Source organism: Frankia sp. CpI1-P (genome assembly GCF_001421075.1).
Lineage (GTDB): Bacteria > Actinomycetota > Actinomycetes > Frankiales > Frankiaceae > Frankia > Frankia torreyi.
Window position 1 is genome coordinate 1 of the sequence record NZ_LJJX01000067.1, and the last position, 20,869, is coordinate 20,869.

Below are 20,869 nucleotides of genomic sequence, written 5' to 3' on the forward strand. Positions count from 1 at the left end.
GGGCACCGCCTGACCAGTAGACGGGTATCCGTCAGGCTCGTCCCAGGACACGCTCTACACCCTGGTTTCGATGCCAGCTGCTACTTTCGATGCTTCAACAGCGGAGAGCTGAGCTCACCTTCCCGGTCCCCAGCTGACGCATCTCGTGCGCCTTTTCCTCAACGCTCACCACGACAGTCTTCAGCTAACGCAGCTTGAGGTGCTTTGGAATCTCCCCCCNCAGGGCGACTCCGGAGGGCCACAAAACCTCCATCTTCCATGCAGTTACACGCCTTCGCGGAAACAGCCGGCCTACCTCAGGCTGCCATCCCCCTCAACGTTCGTGGTACACAGAGCGCCGATACTTTTCCCTGGACATCGATCACGAAGCGGGCCTTCGCCAGCTCCTGTTCCAATCGGTCCTTCTCCGCCCGTAGCTTCTCCAGCTCCCGGTCCNGGTCGTCGACCGCCGGCCGGCCCTTCGGCTTCGACAGCCCCGCCAACGCCCTCGCATCCCGGGCCTTACGCCATTCCACGATATGCGCCGAATACANCTTCTCCCGACGCAGGATCGCACCCTTCGCCCCCGGCGACGTCGCCGCCTCATACTCGCCCAGGATCCGCAGCTTGTACGCCGGCGAGAACGACCGCCGCCGCGCCTTCGGCTCGACCTCCGGATCCGGCCGGCGGCCCTCGCCCTCGCGATCTCCCACCCGGACATCATCGACCAGGCCCCGCCCGGTCGTCACCGACATCACCACGATCTTCTTCTCCCTACCCCGCCCTAGTCATAAGATGATAGACATCCCCTGTCTCAACCCATCTTGGCAGGTAGGGCCGGCCGAGCAGAAGCTCTACCGCACTGCCGAGGATCGTGAGGCGGCGAGCCGGATCTGGGCCGAAGGCGAGAAGCTGGCCAAGGTCGCCTTCCCGGCAGTCCCCGCGGTGCGCTGAGATGGACCGCAACCAACTCGCCGGCTTCCTGCGCACCCGCCGGGAAGCGCTGCAGCCCGAGGACGTGGGGCTGCCCCGGGGGCAGCGCCGGCGCACCGGCGGGCTGCGCCGCGAGGAGGTCGCGGCACTGTGCGGCATGTCGACCGACTACTACAGCCGCATTGAGCAGCAGCGCGGCCCGCGCCCCTCGGAGCCGATGCTGGCCGCCATCGCCCGCGGCCTGCACCTGCACCTGTCCCTGGACGAGCGCGACCACCTGTTCCGCCTCGCGGGACACCCCGCGCCCGGCCGCGACCTGCGCGCGCACCACGTCGACACCGGCCTGATGCACGTGCTCGACCGGCTGCAGGACACCCCGGCCCAGGTCGTCACCAGCCTCGGCGAGACCCTGCTGCAGACCCCGCCGGCCGTGGCACTGCTGGGTGACGAGACCGCCTACACCGGCCTGGAACGCAGCATGATCTACCGTTGGTTCACCCGGCCCGAGACCCGCCTGATCTATCCGGACGAGGACCATGCCCTGCACAGCCGGGCCTTCACCGCCGACCTTCGCTCCCTGGTCGCCCGTAAGGGCCCCGAGAGTCGCGGTGCGGCCATGTCCCGCACGCTGCTCGACGTCAGCCGCGAGTTCGCCGAACTGTGGAGCGAGCACGAGATCACCGGCTCGCGCGGCCACCACAAGCGCATCCGCAACGCCGAACTGGNCCTGCTGGACGTCTACTGCCAGATGCTCCTCGACCTCGACCAGGAGCAGGCCTTGCTGATCTTCACCGCCACGCCCGGCAGTGAGAGCCACGACAAGCTCCAACTGCTGTCGGTGATAGGCGCGCAGAACCTCCCCTCGGCCCCCTGATCTCCCCTCGGCCCCCTGGCCTCCCNGAGACCCGGACGTGCCACCCCGCATGCCCGTCACTTCGACGCTCACGCGAAACATGCGGACGGAGAAAACCGCGCAGTACCGCTCAACCGAAAGACGCAAGGAGCCCCATGAGCATCCCGCCCCCCGCCGCCATGCCGGAGATCCTCCTGGCCCGCACCGTGGTGCGCAGCGACGACAGCACCAACATCGTGCTCTCCGGTGCCGCAGAACCGCAGATCAAGACCGGCACCGTCCGGGTCGTCACGCACACCGACGTCGCCTACNCGACCCGCAAGGGCCCCGACGGCCAGGACTTGCAGCTGCGCCTGGACCTGCTGGTGCCGCAGACGCCCGGAGCCAAGCCGCTGGGGTCTACCTGCCGGGCGGCACCATCGTCCCGGGCGGTCCGATCGTTCCGGAAGCCGATCGTTCCGGAAGCCGATCGTTCCGGAAGCCGATCGGGGCGACGCGATCCGGTCGACCTACCTGGCGGTCGGGGTGCGCAGCGCGGTGAGCGTCTCCGCGTACAGCGTCTCCTTGATCTGGGCGCGGACCGGTCGGGCCTTGGCCGCGAGCGGTCGCGCGCGCTCCACGGCCGCGGCGAGGAGCTGATCGGCCTGCGCCACCGCGTCGACGATGCCCGCCGCGAGCGCCTGCCCGCCGCCATAACGCCGACCGGTCGTCATCGCCTCGTGCGCGGTCGCCGGGGTCAGGCGGGCCCGGATCAGGGCCGACATCCCCGACTGGAAGGGCAGGTCGAGGTCCACCTCGGGCAGGCAGAAGAAACCCCGGTCCAGGCGCATCACCCGCAGGTCGTGGGCCAGTGCCCACATCGCCCCGGCGGCGAAGGTGTGCCCGTTCAGGGCCGCGACGGTGACCACCGGGGAGGCCAGCGTGCGGGCGAACAGCGCGTGGACCCGGTCGAGGTAGGCCGCGGACCGGTCGGCGTTGCTCAGCAACCAGTCGAGGTCGAGACCGGTGGACCAGAACTTGCCGCCGCCCACCGTCACCAGCGCCCGGGGGCCCGCCGCGGCGTCGACCTCGTCGAGCGCTGCCTCCACCGCGGCCAGCCGGTCGGGGTGGAACCGGTTCTCGTCATCGGGATCGAGGTGCAGGACGAAGACCTCGCCGTCCCGTTCCAGCTTCGGCATCCGCTGATCCTAGTCCGCGTGTCTTCTTGTCCGGGTCACGTCCGGATCATGCCTCGGGCCCCCGGCCTGACCAGGACCGGCGGGCACGGTGGGACGGGGCGCGGCGGGGAAGGCACGAAATTATCGCATCCTCTTTGTTGCGGCGCAAGTTTGACTACGCAGTCAAAACAGAGGATCAACAAGATGGATTGTTGGCGCAACTGGCGGCGGGAAATGGTCCACGGAAGTGGGCGCCTTGTATTCTTCCGGGTATGGAGACGGGTGGGGTGGAGTCCTACATCCGGCAGAGGTTTGCCGAGTATGTGGGTCTCCCGGAAGAGCAGCTTTTTGCCGACGATGTGACGCTGGCCACCGTGATTGGCCGCAGTGCGAAGATGACTAACAGTATCGACCTGATGGAGACGTTTGCCCGGACGTCCAACGCGCTGCGCAAGGAGCACGGTGTGCGGGTGCGGCTACCAACGTTGCCTCTCGATACACCGATGCCCAGGGTACTGACCATCTTCCTCGAGGAATTCGACCGGCAGAAGAGGGCGGCGGCCTGATGACCGTCGAGGCAGATCACGGCACCGTCCTGGTGACCCGGCGACCGGCCGGNCCCGACGCGCCCCCCGCGATCATCACCGACCTCTTCGGCGCGCTGACGCGGCACGGCCTGTCCCTGGTCGACGTGACGTGGGAGCAGCAGCGGCTGCACGAGTCCCGGCGGTGGAGTGTCCTGGACATGCTGGCCGCCGTCGACCTGGACCGCCTGACGCCGCTGGACCGGACCCTCGTCTGGAACGCCGGCCGCGCCGAGCTGACCACCAAGCCGGGGGCGGACCGGTTGGAGCGCCAGGCGGACGCCGAATGCCGGCGCTGGCAGGACAGCAATCCGACAGTCTCCGCGATCATGCAGGCGTGTGGCACCTGGAGTCGCTACTGGAATGAGGAGGAGGCGCACCACGAGANGGCTTTCAACCGCCTGGCGCAGCTCACCGGAATGGCTCCGATTCCGGACGAGACCTTCATCGAGTTCCGCCAGGTATTTCCCGATGATGATATGCTCCGTACACTGATGCTGCTCGCGATCTCCGAGATCACGGCTGCGGTGAACTACGGCCAGTGCCAGCAGGTCATCGACGACCCTGGGCTGCGTCGCCTCTTCAAACAGGTCGCCGCCGACGAGATCCAGCACCGCAACTACTTCGTGTCGTTCGCGAAAGCGCTGGTGGACAGCGGCGAATACCAGGCCAAGGATGCGTTCGCGGTGGCGCACCTGTTCCTCCGGGAGGACGGGGAGATCCTGGGCAGCTCCCGGGATCAGGTGGAGGACCGCGGCACCCACGTGAACTGGGGGGATCGTCTTGAGCGCAAGGCCGGCGAGGATGACTTCCGGCCCGAGGCAGTCGAGAAGAAGCAGCAGCTCGTCTTCGGCGCCCTGAAGAAGATAACCGGGATCGAGGTGCATTCCCGGGAAGAGCTCGAGGACACGTGGATGGATCTCGTCGGCGGCTGATCGGCCCGCGACGGGAAGCGGCGCCTTTCCTTGACTCTTCGACACGATCGATCGGGTGGTCCGACGTGTTCTTCAGCGAATCGCGGCTCATGCTGCCGGTGCGCCCCAACGACCTCGACGCGCTCGGGCACGTCAACAATGCGGTCGCGCTCGAATACCTCGAGGCCGGGCGGTGGGACTGGCTCGACCGCCAGGGGCTGGTGCCGGGTGACCGCCTGATCGCGGTGGTCGCCCGCATCGAGATCGATTACCGGGCGGAGATCCCGCGCGGTCGGGTCGAGATACGCACCGTCCTCGAGTCACCGGCAGCGGGGGAGTCGGAGGACGCGGGGGATGCGGGGGAGTTCGACGAGGACGGCGTCACGTTCCGGGCCCGGTTCCGTCAGCGCGTTCACCTTCCGGAGCTGGAACGTCTCGCGGTGGACGCCCTGGTCACCGTGGCCTTTCTGGACGCCACGCAACGCCGCCTGGTCTCGCTGCAGGACTTCCTCAAGGCCTCCCGCCCGGCCTGAGCCCGCGAACTCGCCCCGCGGCCCGGCCCGCCGTTCCAGTCCGGCCCGGCAGGGCGGCCGGGCGTCATCGGACAGACGACTATCAGGAAGGAGGGGACAGTGCTCGAACACATCCAACGCAACCAGGAAAGCCCGCCCGAGCGGGGGCTGCACCTGTACCAGAAGTTCAGCGACCCGTCCGCATTCGTGGCCTATCGGGATTTCCCGGAGCGGGTCGCCGCCTACGCCGATTTCTTCCGCGGCCAGGGAATCAGGCCGGGGACGCGGGTGCTGTTCCCGTTCGAGACCTCCACCGCGGTGATCTTCTCGTTCCTGGGTCTACTGGAGATCGGCGCGGTACCGCTGTCGGTCAAACCGTTCCTCATGAACACGCCGCGCGATGCTTACCAGGACTTCCTGGGAAGGGTCGCGCGGGACTTCGGGGCGGGAAGCGTTCTGGGGGTACCGGGCCTGGCCGCGGTCGAGGTGTCCCTGCCCGTCCTGGCGCTCCCACCGGCCGGGATCCGCGATCCGGGCGCCCGGCTGCGAACCCCCGGAGACGACGAACTGGCGTTCGTGCAGTTCTCGTCCGGATCGACGTCGTTTCCCAAGGGAGTCCCGGTCCGTCACGACAGCCTCCGTGCGAACCTGGCCATGATCACCCGCACGGACGCCCGCCGGCCCGAGGAACGGGTCAGCAGCTGGTTGCCGCTTTACCATGACATGGGCCTGGTCGGCGGCCTGCTGTCGTGTCTGGCGGTGGGCTGCGACCTGCTCCTCGCTGAGCCGGTGACGTTCCTGTACGACGCCCCCGGCTGGTGGGAGCACATGGCCCGGGAACGGGTCGATGGAACGGTGATCCCGAACTTCGCGATCGACTATTCACTCCGGCTGATGCGGGACCTCGAACCCGAGGACATCGCCGCGATCGACCTGTCCCAGATGCGGTCGATCTATCTCGGCAGCGAACCCGTCAACATCCCGAACCTCCTCGCGTTCGTGGACCTCATGGCCGCGGCGGGCCTGGGCCGCGACGTGTTCATGCCGTGCTACGGCATGGCCGAGACCGTGCTGCTGGTGTCGAGCCGTCNGCCGGGCAGCGACATCCGGGTGGTGCCGTCGCCGGCGGGGGTGCCGGCGATCTCGGTGGGCCGGCCGATGTCGGAGTTCACCGTGCGCCTGCGCGACTCGGACGGGCGGGTCTGCGGGGAGAACGAGTTGGGCGAGATCGAGCTGGCCGGCGGCAGCCTGGCATCGTCCTACCTCGACAATCCGCTCCCGCTCGGCGGGAACGACGGCTTCTACGCCACCGGCGACATCGGATTCGTCGATGGCGGCGAACTGTTCATCACCGGCCGTATCAGCGATCGGATCAAGGTCAACGGTCAGAGCTTCTTCGCCGCCGACTTCGAACAGGCGGTGGAACAGCTGCCGTTCGTGCGCGAGGGCCGCACGGCGGTCGTGCAGAGCGACGGGAACATCGTCGTCCTGACCGAGGTGGACCGCGCGGGCCGCCAGGACGTCGAGGGCAGCCGGGCGCGGATCGTCGAGCACCTGGTCCGGGCGATCGGGGTGACGGTGCGGGATGGCGACGTGCACTTCCTGCGTCCCGGGCAGCTCCCCCGGACCAGCAGCGGCAAGCTGCAACGGCGCGCGATCGCGCGCGCGTACGAGCAGGGCGAGCTCCGGGGGCTGCCGGCGGGTCCCGTGCCGCGCCCCGCCGACGACCCTGCGGGGTGCCAGAACTCGGCCACCGGCGTTGGCCCGGGGTTTTAGGCGGCTCGTTCGTATTCGTTTGTGGTGGGTCGCGTACTCGGTCGTGGGGGACGCCGGACGTAGCGAGCACGAAGACGCCCAGATGGATCTCGAGGATGCGTGTCGGGCTGAACGTGACCTTCGCGTACGTGAACTGTTGGTTCCACAGGTTCCCGGGGGAGCGTCGGAACACGACGGCTCGAGGCCGGCTGTGACCGTCGTTGGTGAGCAGGACGGTCCCCCGCGTCCCGGGGGCGGCCTGGGCACCTCCCCCGTGCGCGCCATAGCCGTTGTCGGCTGACAGCGAGAACCGCGTCGAGCGTGGCCTACCGGGTCGTGGAGCTGTCGTCTCCCTGGGCATCGCCTGGTCGTGTCCCTGGGCGTGCCGTACGCGGCCGGGCGCGTCGGTCCCGTGACGTGATCGGGACGTGAGGATGCAAGGAGTGCGCCATGGGCCAGGCCGGGCGGCGGCGGCGCGGGCGTGGCCGGGGATTCCGGTCCGACCACGCCCGCGCCAGGCGTCACCGGCTGAGCCCGCGCAGTGCGGCGAGGACCTCCTCGGGGCCGATACGCCAGCGGTAGTCGGCCGAGATCGACCTGAACCGGATCACCGTGTCGGTGTCGACCACGAAGGTGGCAGCGGCGGGCAGCTCGTGGCTGTCGTCCCCGTTGGCCTCGGCCAGGTCGATGCCGAGCGTCTTCTGCGCGGCGGTTGAGCCGTCGGCCTGGCGAAACACCAGCCCGTAGGTGCGAGCGACCGTGTTGTGGGGATCGCTGAGGACGGTGAAGCCGAGGCCTTCCTTCTCGGCGAACGACAGCGAGTTGTCGGGTGTCTGGGGGGACACGGCGACCAGGGTGGCGCCGGCCGCCTNGATCTCGCCGAGTGCTGCCTGGAACGCGCGCAGCTGCAGGTTGCAGTACGGGCACCAGGCGCCCCGGTAGAACACCAGCACCACGGGGCCCGCAGCCAGCAGGTCGGTGAGCGCGCGGCTCGCGCCGTGGATGTCTGGTAGGGCGAAGTCCGGCGCCGAGGTCCCGACGGCCGGAGCGGCGGAACCAATGCCGTCGGCGGCCATGGCCGATGCGTCGTTGTCGAAGGGGGCCAGCGCCTCGGCGCCGTACGCATCGTGAAGCTGGGACCGTAGGGCGATTGTGGCGTCGGTCAGGGACGTGGAAGTGGTCTGAGGTGTGGCCATGCCTTCACGCTAGAGAGCCATCGCGAGTTTATCCATACGAGAAAAGCTCAATTACTTAGCCGATCGGCTCATCCGGAAGGCGAACCCGATAGTATCGGACAGTGGATACCCCGGCCGACCCGCTCGCCGACGTGCTGCAGCTCGCCCGTGTCTCCGGTGCCGTGCTCGCCCAGCTCGTCGCGCACGAGCCGTGGGGCGTCGAGGTCGACCCGCAGCCGGGCGCGACCTTCCATGCGGTGCTGGCCGGATCGTGCTGGCTGCGCACGGTGGGTGCCACCCCGCGCAGACTCATGCCGGGTGACGTCGTCCTGCTGCCGACCAACCTCAGCCATGTCCTGTCCAGTGACCCGACGACCGCGGCGATGCCGCTGACCCAGGCGGCGAAGATCGGTCTGCGCGCCGACGAGGGGGTGGTCGAGCTGCCTGGCGACGGCGCGGTCACCCGAGTCCTGTGCGCGTCGTACGACTACGACCACGAGGTCGCCCAGCCACTGATGTCGCTGCTGCCGCGCGTGCTGCACCTCGCCGCCGGTGACCCGGGCGACGACGGCGCGGTGGCCACCGCCCTGGCGTTGCTGCGCTACGAGCTCAACGGTGTGCCTCCCGGCTCGCGTGCGGTCGTGGCCCGGCTGGTCGACGTGCTGCTCGTCCACGTCGTCCGGGCCTGGCTGCGCGCCCGGCCGGCGGGTGAGGGCTCGTGGCTGCGTGCACTGCATGACCCCGTCACCGCGCGGGCACTCTCCCTGCTCCATGAGGTGCCGCAGCGAGCCTGGACCGTCAAGGACCTGGCGGCCGAGGTGCATGTGTCCCGGGCCACGCTGACCCGCCGTTTCACCGAACTCGTCGGCGAGCCGCCGCTGACCTATCTGACCCGGTGGCGGATGGACATCGCCGCGCAGCGGCTACGCGAGACCGACGATCCCGTCGCCGCCATCGGGGCCGCGGTCGGCTATGCCAGCGAGCACGCCTTCTCCCGCGCGTTCAGCCGCGCAAGGGGGGCGCCACCACGGCGCTACCGGATCTGCGCACGAGCCGCCGCTGCCGCGAGCGGTTCGTAGCAGCGCACCGCCAGCCCGGGTCGGGTAAGAAGACGCCGGCGTGCCGGGCTTTGGCTTGTCCGACCCGGTCGGACTGGAACGGATGCGGGCTGGGTGACCTGGACGCCGCCAGGGAGCGCCGAAATGCGCTGGGAATCGGCGGCCCGAGGTGGCCGTGCGCTGTCAGGCAACTGGCTCGGAGGCGCTGCGGCGGGTGCGGAAGGACGCGCTTTTGGCGCGGTTCCCGCACACGGCCATGTCGCACCAGCGCCGCGAGGTGTTGCGGGAACTGTCGATGAAGACCCATCGGCAGTCCGTGCCCCGGCACGCCTTGAGCCGGGGCCAGCCGGGTCGCGCCGTAGCACGCAGAAGCGCCGTGACGGTGGCGNCACAGACATCGCGCACGAGGCCGTCGGGGCCGTCGGCGAGCAGCGACGGGCTACCTCGCAGATCCGGGCGCAGGGTGAGACGGTCGAGTCCAGCCGCGTCGACCCGGACGTCGATGCCGTTGTTACGCAGTGCGAGGCCGCGGACCACGGCGCGCAGCGCGCGAAGCGTCGCCAGGTCCTCAGTGGCATGGGGCCGCACGGCTTCCAGGTCGGTCGGCGCGTGTAGGCCTGCCCACCAGACCCGCATCGCGGGCGGATCGGCGAGTTCGTCGTGCTCGCCGTGCCCGGTGTTCGCCACCGCAACGAGGAGTTCTTCGTCTGAGAGGCCTGGCCAACCCGGCTCCTGCGTCACCTAACCACCGTACGGGATTAACCAGTTGACGGCCCGAATAACCGGTGTAACCGTTACGACGGTTACTCCGCCGACGGGGTGGTGTCAGGACGGGAGGCTTCGGTGGCAACGCACGACGGCACCACGACCGGTATCCGGGCCCGAGTCGGCGAGTTGTCGATCCTCATCTCCGCCGCCGTCGACGGGGTGGGCACCACCGTCTCGGTGGCCGCCTTGCAGGCCGTGCGCCCGGCCGACCTGCTGGCGGTTGAACTCGGCGGCGCCGCGGTGGTGCTGCTCGGCGCGGCGGCGTCGACGGGGCGGCTGCATCGGCGCGGGGCGGGGCGGCAGCTACTGCTCGGTGCGCTGGTGCCCGGCCTGGCGTTCCTGCTGGGCGACCTGGGGTTGGCCCGTACCAGCGCCTCGAACGGCAGCCTGCTGCTGGCGGCCGAACCCCTGCTGTCCGTGCTGCTGGCTGTCGTCGTCCTGCGTGAACGGCTGCCCGGCCGGGGGGTGGTCGCGCTCGCCGTCGGCCTCGCGGGCGGCGCGCTCGTGGCGTTGGAGCCTGGCGTCGACCGGCCGGGCGGGGGCGTGATGGCTGGCAATCTTCTCGTCCTCGGCGCGGTCGTCGCGGCTGCGGTGTTCCTGGTCGCCACCCGCCGCTACAGCGACGTCGATGACGGCGTCAACGCCAGCGCCTGGCAGACGACCGGCGGCGCGTTGAGCACGGCACCGTTCGCCGCCGTCGCCTGGATCGAGGGAGGCAGCCGGCTCGGCACGGCCGGTGTCACGGCCTGGGCCGCGTGCGCCGCCGTCGCGCTCTGCGGCGTCGTGGCCGGCGTCGCGTTCAACCAAGGCATCGGCCGGGTGCCCGCCGCGCGTGCCGGTCAGCTACTNAATCTGGCACCGGTGGTCGGCACGGTCACGTCCGTCGCCTTCCTCGGGGAGCGCCCGACGGCGCTGCAGTCCGCAGGCGGCGCAGCCATTCTCGTCGGTCTGGCACTGCTCCTGCACAGGGGCTCGGCTCACGCCCAGCAACATCCGCTCGACGACCTGACGGGTCGCACCACCGGCGAACCCCCGGCCATGGCCGAGGTCCACGCCGGTGGGTGTGCACATCACGAGAAGGAGTCCTGATCATGTCAGTGCGCTGTGTCCCGGTGTCGGGGGCCGAGGCGGCGAAACTGGTGCCGATCCTGCACGACGCCGAGGAGGACGACGAACGCATCCGGACCGCGATGCGTGATCCCGCCTGCGAGACCTACGCGGCGCTCGTCGACGAGCAGGCGGTCGGGGCGGCGGTCGTGCGCTGGGGCGAGCCGGAGCCGGCCGAGATCCTGTACCTCGCGGTCGTGGCCAGCTTCGCCGACGAGGGCTCACCGCTGAACAAGGTCGCCGTGGAGGATCTGGCGGAGTGTCTGCCGGTGCGGGAGCGCCGCTGGTACAAGAGCCGCAGGTATTACTTCGACCAGATCCTTTCAGGGGATGGCATACTCTGGCCGGCGACCGGCCGCGTGGGTCAGGCAGAGGAGGCTTTCGGTCGGGTCGGTCCCACGCGTTGACGATCCCCTGGCGGAGGAGACCAGCCCGGACGGCTTCCCCGACCCCGAAGGCCGGCGTTTCGGCCGGCGCGTCGGGCTCGTTGTCCGCCTTCCCCGACAGCAGCCCACCGCCGGCGCCGGCGCGAGCCGTCGAGGAGCCGGTTACGACAGGGGCGCGACGCTCTGCAGGGCCGGCGCGAGCTCACGCCATACGAGGTCCGGCAGCGTGGCGGGACTGGCGGTGAGGACCTGGATGCAGACGTGGTTCGCCCCCGCGTCGAGGTGCTGGCGTACGCGGTCCTGGATCGTCGTGGCATCCGGATAGGCGACGATCGCGTCGACCAGCCGACGGCTCGGGCCACCGATGAGGTCATCGCTGCCGAAGCCCAGCCGCCGAAGGTTCGCCTCATGGTGGGGCGCCGCGGCGACATAGCCGCCGACGTGCGCAGTGGCGATCTGGCGAGCCCGATCGACATCGGAGTCCAGGACGACGGCCTGCTCGACCGCGAGGAANGGCGCAGGACCGAGGATCTCGCGGGCCTGGCGGGTGTGTTCCACGGGNACGAGGTAGGAGTGCGCCCCCGACGTCCGCAGTGCCGCCAACGAGAGCATCTTGGGCCCGAGCGCGGCCAGCACCCGGGGCGCCCCCGGCGGCGANGGGCTGTGGGCGGGGACGGCGTCCATGGCGGCCAGATAGGCGTCCATGGTCGACACTGCCCGGCCCAGCGCCGGCATCGGATAGCCGTCCAGCTTGTGGATGGTGTCGTCCACGCGGTGTCCGCCAAGGCCGAGAAGATAGCGCCCCGGAAACGCCTCGCCCAGCGCGCGGGCCGCGGTCGCCATGGCAACCGGGTCGCGAAACGCGATGTTCGCGACGCCGGAGGCGACGGCGATGCGCCGGGTGGCCGACAGCAGCAGCCACGCCTGGCCCACCGTGTCGCGGCCGAACGCCTCTCCATACCAGATGGCGCCGTAGCCCAGTTCCTCGATCTCCGCGGCGGCTTCCCGCACCCGGGTGGCGGGCTGGCCATCGAAGTCGAACGTCCAGAGGCCGACGTGGCCGAGGTCGTGTTCCAGGTCTGTCGTCACACTCGTTCCCCTTTCTTTGACATACCGTATTTTTCCCAAACGCAAATGTGATTTTCGGGGCTATGTTGAGTAACCCCGTCATGGGTAGGCGTCGGCGGTCGAGCCAATACCGGTCGGCCTGCTACCTGGCTGAACAGTCGAGGAGAACCAGAGCGCGAGTCCGACTGCCGACCTGTCGGCATCCTCGTGTTCGGTTCGGGAGTCCCGTCCACGACGCGCCGCGGACCATGTCCAGGCCACCTGACGGATCCGTCACATCGGCNGACGGCGGCCCAGGCGTGGTGTCGATGTCGATCGCGACACCGGCGGCGGTTCTGGAATCCCCACCTCGGAGTGCGTGATCAGCCGCAAGAACCCGGCATTCGGTCTAGAGCCGATATAGCCGCACTTTAGGACCGCCGCCGAGCATCTTTCTGGGGCCGCCAGCCCGCCGGGCATCCGATGGGCGCGGTCCTGTGTCGGTAGGGAGTTCACCGGAAAGTCGGTCCTCGTGGCGCCGAAAGCGTCGCGTCGGCCGTGCGACTTTGACAAGGACGTGCTGATGAAATCTCCTGAGCGCTCCGTGTCGACGGCCGAGAACGATCTGCTCTCCCCGTTCCAGTCGGGTCGGTTGGCCGCTCGGTACCCACTGGTCAAGGATCATCTCGCCTCGCTGGCCGAGTCCGAGCTGGTCCGGGCCGGCCACCTGCTGAGCCGGGTCGATCCGGCCGAGGTCCTGCGGCACCACCCCGCCACCCCGACGGTGTCCGTCGCCGTGACCGGCCACGGGACCTTCTCGTCGCTGCTCCCGCACCTCACCGCCGAGATCGCGCGGCATGGCGTGCTGCTGCGGCCGTTCTTCTCGAACTACGACAGCTACGTCTTCGAACTGTCCGATCCGGGTAGCCCGCTGTATCGCACGGGTGCCGACCTCACCCTGTGTCTGCTCGATCCGATGCTGGTCCTCGACGACCTACCGGTCCCCTGGACTCCGGCCGACGTGGACCAGGCCCTCACGGCGAGGATCGGGGTGATCGAGCGGCTGGTGGAGGTGTTCGAGGCAACCAGCGCTGGCACGTTGGTCCTCAACACCCTGCCCCTGCCGTGGCGCTTCTCGGCGCAGCTCGTCGACTATCGATCCAAGGCTGATCTCGGAATCGGCTGGCGGCGGGCGAACACCCGTCTGCTGCAGCTGATGACGGACCACCCCCAGGTGGTGGTCGTCGATCTCGATCCGGTGGTGGCGGACGGCGTGCCGGTGACCGACGCCCGGCTGAGCACCTACGCGAAGGCCCATCTCTCCCCGCTGCTGCTCGCTCGATACGCCCGCGAGATCGGGCACCTGGCGCGCGCCGCGACGGGGCGGAGCAAGAAGTGCCTCGTCGTCGACCTCGACGGGACGCTGTGGGGTGGGGTGCTCGGTGACGACGGGGTCGAGGGCATCGACGTCGGCGGCAGCTACCGCGGTGAGGCGTTCCAGGTGTTCCAGGGCGTGGTGAAACAGCTCGGATCGCAGGGCGTGCTGGTGGCCGCGGTGAGCAAGAACGAGCGCGATCTCGTGCATCGAGCCTTTCAGGAACGCGCGGAGATGGTCCTGCGTGACGAGGACCTCGCCCGCATCGTCGCGAGCTGGAGCCCCAAGCACGAGATGCTCGCCGAGTTGGCGGCCACCCTGAACCTGGGCCTGGACAGCTTCGTCTTCGTCGACGACAGNGCGTACGAGTGCGGGCTGGTCCGGCGAGAACTTCCCATGGTGACGACCATCCAGGTGGGCGAGGATCCCGCGGGTCATACCGAGGCGGTGTTGCGGGACGGGTGGTTCGGTCTGCGGGAACTGACCGCGGAGGATCGGACCCGGGGCGAGAAGTATCGTCAGGAGATCGAGCGCAAGAACTTTCTGGACAATTTCGACTCGCTCGGGGACTATCTGCGCGAACTGAAGGTCACCGTACGGCTGGCGGGTGTCGGTGAACCGGAGATCTCCCGGGTGTCGCAGCTGACGCTGCGGACGAACCAGTTCAACATGACCACCCGTCGACTCCAGCGCTCCGATGTCCGCTCACTGCTTTCCGAGCCGGGCACCGATGTGCTCGCGATCCATGCGGNCGATCGCTTCGGCGACCATGGTCTGGTCGGCGCTGTGTTTCTGCGCCGGACCGACCGGGATCTCTACATCGACAACTTCCTGCTGAGTTGCCGGGTCTTCTCCCGAGGAATCGAGCAGGGCTGTCTCGCGGCAATTCTCGACCATGCTCGTGAGGCGACGATGGAGGCGGTCCACGGATTTTACCGGCCGAGTGCACGAAACGGCCTGGTCGAGGACTTCTACACCCGCAACGGATTCGTCCGAGTCGGCGAGGAAGGCCCGGTCGCGATATTTCGCAACGATCTGCTCCGGCCGCTGGACCGACCCGAACATCTTACCCTGCACGAAGAGTTTGGAAAGGAAGCACCGTGACCACAGTGGAGGAATTCGTCGCCCTGGTCCGAGACGAGCTCGGCCTGCCGATCTCGGCCGACGACATCGAATCCAGCTTCGACGAGATCCCGGGCTGGGATTCGGTGCACCTGCTGTGGCTCCTCTCGATCCTGGAGCAGCGGACCGGCCGTTCGGTCTCCCTTCCGGACGTTCTGGAGGCGTCCAGTCTGCGCGGCATCTACGCCCTGACGGTGGCGTGATGAGACTTGCTCGGGAACGCCGTCACACCCTGTACTTCCTCGAGGAGATCCGTCGGTTCTCGCCGGTCTTCCTGGACACCGAGGTCGACATGACGCGGGTGAACGAACACCGGGCGAGGGAACGGGAGGCCGGGCGGCGGTACTCGCCCCTTGCCTATCTCGTACTCGCCTCGGCCGCCGTCCTGGCGGACCATCCCGCGGCGAACGCGGCGATCAGAGGCCGGTTCCTTCCCCGGGTCACCAGCTATCCGGACGTCAACACGAAGATCACTTTTGATCGGACGTTGAACGGGCAGCGGGTCGTCCTGTCCGCGGTGCTGACGGGGGCCGGCGGCGCGAGCCTCGAGGAGATCCAGGGCTGGCTGGACCGCTTTCGTGCGGTGGACCCGACCACGGCGCCGGAGTTCGCGGGGGCCCGCGCCCTGCACCGACTGCCGATGGCGCTGGGCCGCCAGGCGTTTCGGGCCCGGGTCCGGCCGCTGGCGGGCCGAGCCGCGGTCATGGGCACGGTCGCCGTGACCTCGCTGGGACACCGCCCGATCGATTCCTTCCACTCCGTCGGCGGCACGACTGTCACCTTCGGAGTCGGGCGGGTCCAGGACCGGCCGGTGGCGCGCGACGGGCAGGTGCGCATCGCCCCGGTGCTGCGCCTGAGCATGNCCTTCGACCACCGCGTGATCGACGGGGCGGAGGCGGCGGACATCCTCGCCGAGGTGCGGCACGCCCTGGCCGGGTTCGAGGCCGGCTCCGGCGCTGCCGGTGTCGCCGCACGTCCGGCGTCCGTCGAGACCGGCGCAGCCGAGCTGGGCGAGCCACTGGAGGTGGGTTCGCCATGACGCCGGCACGCGGCGTCCCCGGCCCGGTCGCCGGCCGGGGTCCGCGCCCGTTGACGGTCGCCCGCAGATCCAGCGAGGAGGACGGACGATGAACGACGTCGGCGAGCTCAAGGAGTTCGCGACCGTGCACGCGCGCGCCCAGCAGATTCCGCGCGCCGTCGTGGCCGACGTGCTGGGGCGCATCGTTCACGACGACAGCGGTTCCGGCTCCTGGGTCGGGGAATGGAGCCGGGTCGCGCAGTCCCGGCAACGTCAGGGCGATCTTCTCGCGGCGAGCCGGCTGTACACCATGGCGAGATTCCCCTACCCCGGCGACCCGGCCAGGCAGGTCGCCTGGGAACGGGCCGTGGCGGCGTTCGNTGCCTGGCGCTCGGCACAGGGGGTGGATCTGCGCCCGGTCGACGTGAAGCTGTCGGCGGGGGAGTTCCGCTGCTGGGCGACCGGGCCCGCGCCGAGGGCCGGACAGCCGTTCGTGATCCTCATGGGGGGGATCGTGAGCACGAAGGAGCAGTGGGCCCCCACGCTGGTGCGGCTGAACCGGTTGGGGGTCGCCGGCGTCGTCACCGAGATGCCCGGGGTGGGCGACAACACGCTCCCGTACGACGCCACGAGCTGGCGGATGGTGCCCGCGCTGCTCGACGCCGTCACCGACCAGGCCACGACTCCGCGGGTCCACGCGATGGCGATGAGTTTCAGCGGCCACCTGGCGCTGCGCTGCGCGCTCGACGACCCGAGGATCGCGAGNGTCCTCACCGTGGGAGCGCCACTGCGGTACCTGTTCACCGACGAACGGTGGCAGGGCGCGCTGCCGCGGGTGACGGTGGACACCCTCGCCCATCTGACCGGCAGCCGGAACACCGAGGTGGGCGGGCACATCCGGAGCTGGGCCCTGACGCCGGAACAGCTGGGGGCATTGGACATCCCCGTCGCCTACGTCGCCAGCCGGCGTGACGAGATCATCCCGCCGCAGGACATCGCCCTGCTGCGGCGGCACGTGCGTCGGCTCGACCTGCTCGAGTTCGACGACGTGCACGCCTCGCCACGCCACGTCGGTGTCACCGGGCCGTGGCTGACTCTCGAACTTCTGCGCATGCACGGCGCACCCCGCCGGCAGCGCGCGGCGCTGCGCGCCGCCCTGATTCCGCTACGGGCCGGCACCCGACTGTCCGCGGCCCGGAACGGGAGGCACCAGTGACCGGGGTGGGTCAAGACGGACCACGGCAGGAGACGGCGGCCGGCGAGGACGCCATCGCGATCGTCGGTGTGGCCTGCCGGCTGCCCGGCGCGCCCGGGCCGGCCGAGTTCTGGGAACTCCTGCGCGCCGGCCGCGACGTGATCACCACGACTCCGTCCGACCGTCGGATCGCCGGGAGCGCGGCGGCGGAGACGGGCGTGGCGGCGGAGACGCCGGACCGCATCGGCCGCGGCGGCTATCTCGACCAGGTCGCCGGCTTCGACGCCGCCTTCTTCGGGATCTCCCCCCGGGAGGCTGCGGCCATGGACCCCCAGCAGCGTCTGATGCTCGAGCTGAGCTGGGAGGCGCTGGAGGACGCCGGCCTGGTGCCGAGGACCCTGGTGGGCAGCCGGGTGGGAGTGTTCGTCGGCGCCATGGCGGCCGACTACGCCACGCTGCTGGCCCGCTCGGGTGCGCGCGCGATCGACCGGCACTCGCTGGTGGGCACGCAGCGGGCCGTCATCGCCAACCGGGTCTCGTTCAACCTGAACCTTCGCGGCCCGAGTCTCACGGTGGACGCGGCCCAGTCGTCGTCCCTGGTCGCCGTGCACCTGGCCTGCGAGAGCCTTCGGGCGGGCGAGTCGGGACTCGCGCTGGCCGGGGGGGTGAACCTCAACCTCGTCCCGGAGAGCAGCATCGCCGCGATGCGGTTCGGCGCGCTGTCGCCGGACGGCCGGTGCTTCACCTTCGACGCGCGCGCGAACGGCTACGTCCGGGGTGAGGGCGCCGCCGTGGTGGTGCTCAAGCCGCTGGCCGCCGCCCAGGCCGACGGCGACCGGATCTACTGCGTCGTGCGCGGCAGCGCGGTCAACAACGACGGTTCCACCGCCGGNCTGACCGTTCCCGACGCGCGGGCCCAGGAGTCGGTGATCCGCCTGGCCTGCGCCCGGGCCGGAGTCGACCCGACCGAGGTCCAGTACGTCGAGCTGCACGGCACCGGGACCCCGGTGGGCGACCCGATCGAGGCCGCCGCCCTGGGCGCGGCCCTCGGCGCCGACCGGGACGACGATGACGCCCTGCTGGTCGGGTCGGTCAAGACGAACGTCGGACACCTGGAAGGAGCCGCCGGCATCACCGGCCTGCTCAAGGCCATCCTGAGCATCCGACACCGGGAGATCCCGGCGAGCCTCAACTTCGAGACACCCAACCCTCGGATCCCCCTCGCCGAGCTGGGACTGCGGGTGGCCCGGCAGCTCGGCCCGTGGCCGCGGGCCGAGCTGCCGCTGATCGCCGGGGTGAGCTCGTTCGGGATGGGCGGAACGAACTGCCACGTGGTTCTCACCGAGGCGCCGACCGGCCCCGCCGGCCGCCTGGCGCGGACGCCCGACGCGGACGCCGCCGGGATCGACCAGCCGGCGCTGCCGTTCCCCGTCTCCGCGCGGACCGCGGGGGCGCTGCGGGCGCAGGCCGCGCGGCTGAGCACGCGGCTCGCCGCCGGGACCGGCCCGTCGCTGACGGACGTCGGCTACTCGCTGGCCACCACCCGGACGACCTTCGAACACCGGGCCGTCGTGGTCGCGCGCGACCACGACGAGCTGCGGGCCGGGCTCGAGGCACTGGCCGATGGCAGGGCCACGCCGCAGGTGACCGAGGGGCGGGCGGGCACCGATGTGCCGGTGTTTCTCCTCCCGGGGCAGGGCAGCCAGCGGGCGGGAGCGGGACAGGTCCTCTACCGGGGATATCCGGTGTTCGCGGCCGCGCTCGACGAGGCCTGCGCGCACCTCGACCCGCATCTCGACCGCCCGTTGCGGGACGTGCTGTTCGCCNCCGTCGACTCCGATGCCGCGGCCCTGCTCGACCAGACCTCGTACACCCAGCCGGCACTGTTCGCGCTGGNAGTCGCCCTGCACCGGCTGGTGGAGTCCTGGGGGCTGNAGCCGGCGTCGCTCATCGGGCACTCGATCGGAGAGCTGACCGCCGCCCACATCGCCGGGGTGCTCTCACTGACCGACGCGGCCCGCCTGGTGGCCGTCCGCGGCCGGCTCATGCAGTCCGTGGCGGCGACGGGTGCCATGGCGGCACTGCGGGGAACGGAGGAGCAGATCCGGGCGCTGCTCTCCGGTCGCGAGCACCAGGTCGGGATCGCCGCGGTCAACGGCCCGACCGCGGTGGTGATCTCCGGTGATCGCGAGGCCGTGCTCGACCTCGTGGCGACCTGGCGCGAGCGTGGGCACAAGGCGCAGCGGCTTCGGGTGAGCCACGCCTTCCACTCGCCGCACATGGACACGGTGCTGACCGAGTTCCGGCAGGTCGCCGAGGAGCTCACCTACGCCGCTCCCGCCGTTCCCGTCGTGTCGAACCTGACCGGTCGGATGGCCACGACGGCGCAGCTCACGTCGCCCGGGTACTGGGTGGACCATGTCCGGCAGCCGGTTCGTTTCCTGGACGGCGTGCGCGCCCTGCGCGACCAGGGCGCCACCACGTTCGTCGAGCTGGGGCCGGACGCCGTGCTCACCGGGATGGTGCGGNAGTGCCTGGCCGACGACTCCGGTCCGACGGCGACGGTCGCGCTGCTGCGCCGGGGCCGTCCGGAGGATCTGAGTCTGCTCACCGGTCTCGCCCGCGTCCACGTGCGAGGGGCCGGCCTCGAATGGGGCGTGACGTTTCCCCGAGGCCGTCGGACGAGCCTGCCGACCTACGCCTTCCAACGTCAGCACTACTGGCTGGACGCCACAGGCCCGCAGGCGCCCGCGGCGGTACCGCCAGCCACGTCGCCCGCGCCCCTCGCGGTTGCGGCGCCCTCCGCCCCGCAACCGGCACTTCCGGAGCCGGCGGTCTCCGGGCCGGCAGGGCCGGAGCCGGCAGGGCCTCGGACGCCGGCCGGACGGGATCTGAGCTCGTTGTCGAAGGCCGAGCTGGCGGCCGAACTGCTGGAGATCGTGCGCACGAACACGGCCGTCGTGCTGGGGCACGTCACCACCGGGACCATCGACACCGACCTGCCGTTCAGGGATCTCGGGTTCGACTCGTTGTCGGCCGTGGAGCTGCGGGAGGCTCTCGGCGCGGCGACCGGCCTGCGGCTGTCCGATTCGCTGATCTACAACCATCCGACCCCGGCCGAGCTGGTCCGCCACCTCACGGCCGAACTGCTCGGCACGACGGCCGACCCGGCCGACCCCGTCCGGGCGACGGTGGCAGGTGGTGGGTCGGTCGGTGACGAGCCGATCGCGATCGTGGGCATGGCCTGTCGCTACCCCGGCGGGGTGACCTCCCCGGAACAGCTGTGGCAGCTCGTCGCGGACGGCATCGACGCCACCTCCGGTTTTCCCGTCAACCGCGGCTGGGACCTCGCCGCGCTCTACGACCCCGATCCGGATCAGTCCGGTACCTCGTACACCCGGTCCGGCGGATTTCTGCACGATNCGGACCTGTTCGACGCCGCCTTCTTCGGCATCAGCCCGCGGGAGGCCGCCGCGATGGATCCGCAGCAGCGCCTGCTGCTGGAGACCGGGTGGGAGTCGCTGGAGCGGGCCGGCATCGACCCCACCTCGCTGCGCGGCAGCCGGACCGGGGTGTTCGTCGGCGTCACCGCGCAGGAGTACGGCCCGCGGCTGCACGAGTCCGCCGCGGGCGCCGACGGGTACCTGCTGACCGGTGGCACCACCAGCGTCGCCTCCGGACGGATCGCCTACACCCTGGGCCTGGAGGGACCGGCGGTCACGATCGACACCGCCTGCTCGTCGTCGCTGGTCGCGATGCACCTCGCCGGCCAGGCCCTGCGCCTGGGCGAGTGCTCGCTCGCGGTCTGCGGGGGCGCCACGGTGATGTCCTCTCCCGGCATGTTCGTCGAGTTCAGCCGCCAGCGCGGGCTCGCCGCCGACGGCCGTTGCAAGGCGTTCGCCGCGTCCGCCGACGGCACCGGTTGGGCCGA

General features: G+C 70.4%; 15 protein-coding genes and 18 pseudogenes. 25 read left to right on the top strand and 8 right to left on the bottom strand.

Annotated features, from left to right (window positions below; translation table 11 throughout):
• Positions 1-934: 934 nt before the first annotated feature.
• Positions 935-1,637, top strand: a 703-nt coding sequence (locus tag FF86_RS27455) for a helix-turn-helix transcriptional regulator (RefSeq protein ID WP_242419731.1), incomplete at its 3' end; no start/stop codon positions are given.
• 1 nt (position 1,638) lies between these two features.
• A pseudogene (locus tag FF86_RS59010) lies at positions 1,639-1,786 on the top strand (transcriptional regulator); the annotation flags it as partial.
• A gap of 488 nt (positions 1,787-2,274) precedes the next feature.
• Here the strand turns inward: FF86_RS59010 and FF86_RS27460 are convergent.
• Positions 2,275-2,943, bottom strand: a complete 669-nt coding sequence (locus FF86_RS27460; RefSeq protein ID WP_044888016.1) for an enoyl-CoA hydratase-related protein — start codon at positions 2,941-2,943, stop codon at positions 2,275-2,277.
• A gap of 266 nt (positions 2,944-3,209) precedes the next feature.
• On the opposite strand from FF86_RS27460, the gene FF86_RS27465 reads away from it, so the two are divergent.
• The 4 genes and pseudogenes from FF86_RS27465 to FF86_RS68835 all read left to right on the top strand — a co-directional run.
• Positions 3,210-3,488 carry a hypothetical protein gene (locus FF86_RS27465; protein ID WP_199865518.1) on the top strand — a complete coding sequence of 93 codons (279 nt, stop codon included), beginning with the start codon at positions 3,210-3,212 and terminating at the stop codon, positions 3,486-3,488.
• Between the two features lie 1,018 nt (positions 3,489-4,506).
• On the top strand, positions 4,507-4,953 hold the full coding sequence (locus tag FF86_RS27475; protein WP_044888013.1) for a thioesterase family protein: 447 nt from the start codon (positions 4,507-4,509) through the stop codon (positions 4,951-4,953).
• A gap of 186 nt (positions 4,954-5,139) precedes the next feature.
• A partial coding sequence (locus tag FF86_RS68830) for an AMP-binding protein (RefSeq protein ID WP_396230128.1) occupies positions 5,140-6,022 on the top strand: 883 nt, incomplete at its 3' end.
• Position 6,023: 1 nt separating this feature from the next.
• Positions 6,024-6,708 (top strand): annotated as a pseudogene (locus tag FF86_RS68835) (hypothetical protein); the annotation flags it as partial.
• 500 nt (positions 6,709-7,208) lie between these two features.
• Here FF86_RS68835 and FF86_RS68840 read toward each other — a convergent pair.
• Positions 7,209-7,558 (bottom strand): redoxin domain-containing protein (locus FF86_RS68840; protein WP_396230127.1); only part of this gene is annotated, 350 nt, incomplete at its 5' end.
• 1 nt (position 7,559) lies between these two features.
• Positions 7,560-7,883, bottom strand: a pseudogene (locus tag FF86_RS68845) (redoxin domain-containing protein); the annotation flags it as partial.
• Between the two features lie 101 nt (positions 7,884-7,984).
• On the opposite strand from FF86_RS68845, the gene FF86_RS27490 reads away from it, so the two are divergent.
• Positions 7,985-8,941: an AraC family transcriptional regulator gene (locus FF86_RS27490; RefSeq protein ID WP_044888011.1), complete on the top strand. Its 957-nt coding sequence runs from the start codon at positions 7,985-7,987 to the stop codon at positions 8,939-8,941.
• A 162-nt stretch (positions 8,942-9,103) separates the two neighbouring features.
• Here FF86_RS27490 and FF86_RS63255 read toward each other — a convergent pair whose 3' ends face one another.
• Positions 9,104-9,289, bottom strand: coding sequence for a CGNR zinc finger domain-containing protein (locus FF86_RS63255; RefSeq protein ID WP_255355949.1), 186 nt, complete (start codon positions 9,287-9,289; stop codon positions 9,104-9,106).
• 474 nt (positions 9,290-9,763) lie between these two features.
• On the opposite strand from FF86_RS63255, the gene FF86_RS27500 reads away from it, so the two are divergent.
• From FF86_RS27500 to FF86_RS27505, 3 genes and pseudogenes are all read left to right on the top strand, one after another.
• A partial coding sequence (locus tag FF86_RS27500) for an EamA family transporter (protein WP_255355947.1) occupies positions 9,764-10,536 on the top strand: 773 nt, incomplete at its 3' end.
• Between the two features lies 1 nt (position 10,537).
• A pseudogene (locus FF86_RS59020) lies at positions 10,538-10,777 on the top strand (EamA family transporter); the annotation flags it as partial.
• A 2-nt stretch (positions 10,778-10,779) separates the two neighbouring features.
• Positions 10,780-11,202, top strand: coding sequence for a hypothetical protein (locus tag FF86_RS27505; protein WP_044888008.1), 423 nt, complete (start codon positions 10,780-10,782; stop codon positions 11,200-11,202).
• A gap of 141 nt (positions 11,203-11,343) precedes the next feature.
• On the opposite strand, the pseudogene FF86_RS59025 reads toward FF86_RS27505, so the two are convergent.
• The 4 pseudogenes from FF86_RS59025 to FF86_RS59040 form a co-directional block, all read right to left on the bottom strand.
• Positions 11,344-11,694, bottom strand: a pseudogene (locus FF86_RS59025) (LLM class F420-dependent oxidoreductase); the annotation flags it as partial.
• 1 nt (position 11,695) lies between these two features.
• Positions 11,696-11,742, bottom strand: a pseudogene (locus FF86_RS59030) (hypothetical protein); the annotation flags it as partial.
• 1 nt (position 11,743) lies between these two features.
• A pseudogene (locus FF86_RS59035) lies at positions 11,744-11,838 on the bottom strand (LLM class F420-dependent oxidoreductase); the annotation flags it as partial.
• A gap of 1 nt (position 11,839) precedes the next feature.
• Positions 11,840-12,270 (bottom strand): annotated as a pseudogene (locus FF86_RS59040) (LLM class flavin-dependent oxidoreductase); the annotation flags it as partial.
• A 1,174-nt stretch (positions 12,271-13,444) separates the two neighbouring features.
• On the opposite strand from FF86_RS59040, the gene FF86_RS59045 reads away from it, so the two are divergent.
• The 15 genes and pseudogenes from FF86_RS59045 to FF86_RS59100 form a co-directional block, all read left to right on the top strand.
• Positions 13,445-13,962 (top strand): HAD-IIIC family phosphatase (locus FF86_RS59045; protein WP_242419737.1); only part of this gene is annotated, 518 nt, incomplete at its 3' end.
• A gap of 1 nt (position 13,963) precedes the next feature.
• A pseudogene (locus tag FF86_RS59050) lies at positions 13,964-14,354 on the top strand (methoxymalonyl-ACP biosynthesis protein FkbH); the annotation flags it as partial.
• 1 nt (position 14,355) lies between these two features.
• A pseudogene (locus tag FF86_RS59055) lies at positions 14,356-14,707 on the top strand (methoxymalonyl-ACP biosynthesis protein FkbH); the annotation flags it as partial.
• Positions 14,704-14,928, top strand: coding sequence for an acyl carrier protein (locus FF86_RS27520; protein WP_044888006.1), 225 nt, complete (start codon positions 14,704-14,706; stop codon positions 14,926-14,928). The pseudogene FF86_RS59055 and the gene FF86_RS27520, both read left to right, overlap by 4 nt.
• A partial coding sequence (locus tag FF86_RS27525; RefSeq protein WP_242419732.1) for an acyltransferase occupies positions 14,928-15,587 on the top strand: 660 nt, incomplete at its 3' end. The genes FF86_RS27520 and FF86_RS27525, both read left to right, overlap by 1 nt.
• Position 15,588: 1 nt before the next feature.
• Positions 15,589-15,764 (top strand): annotated as a pseudogene (locus FF86_RS63260) (acyltransferase); the annotation flags it as partial.
• Positions 15,765-15,852: 88 nt separating this feature from the next.
• Positions 15,853-16,123, top strand: a pseudogene (locus FF86_RS59060) (alpha/beta hydrolase); the annotation flags it as partial.
• Position 16,124: 1 nt separating this feature from the next.
• Positions 16,125-16,508: pseudogene (locus FF86_RS59065) on the top strand (alpha/beta hydrolase); the annotation flags it as partial.
• 1 nt (position 16,509) lies between these two features.
• Positions 16,510-16,959: pseudogene (locus FF86_RS59070) on the top strand (alpha/beta hydrolase); the annotation flags it as partial.
• A 5-nt stretch (positions 16,960-16,964) separates the two neighbouring features.
• A partial coding sequence (locus FF86_RS59075) for a polyketide synthase (RefSeq protein WP_396230130.1) occupies positions 16,965-17,830 on the top strand: 866 nt, incomplete at its 3' end.
• A 1-nt stretch (position 17,831) separates the two neighbouring features.
• Positions 17,832-18,764, top strand: a 933-nt coding sequence (locus FF86_RS36620) for a ketoacyl-synthetase C-terminal extension domain-containing protein (protein ID WP_304438189.1), incomplete at its 3' end; no start/stop codon positions are given.
• A 1-nt stretch (position 18,765) separates the two neighbouring features.
• Positions 18,766-18,834 (top strand): annotated as a pseudogene (locus FF86_RS59080) (hypothetical protein); the annotation flags it as partial.
• A 39-nt stretch (positions 18,835-18,873) separates the two neighbouring features.
• Positions 18,874-19,466, top strand: a pseudogene (locus tag FF86_RS59090) (acyltransferase domain-containing protein); the annotation flags it as partial.
• A gap of 1 nt (position 19,467) precedes the next feature.
• Positions 19,468-20,360: pseudogene (locus FF86_RS59095) on the top strand (beta-ketoacyl synthase N-terminal-like domain-containing protein); the annotation flags it as partial.
• 1 nt (position 20,361) lies between these two features.
• A pseudogene (locus FF86_RS59100) lies at positions 20,362-20,869 on the top strand (beta-ketoacyl synthase N-terminal-like domain-containing protein); the annotation flags it as partial.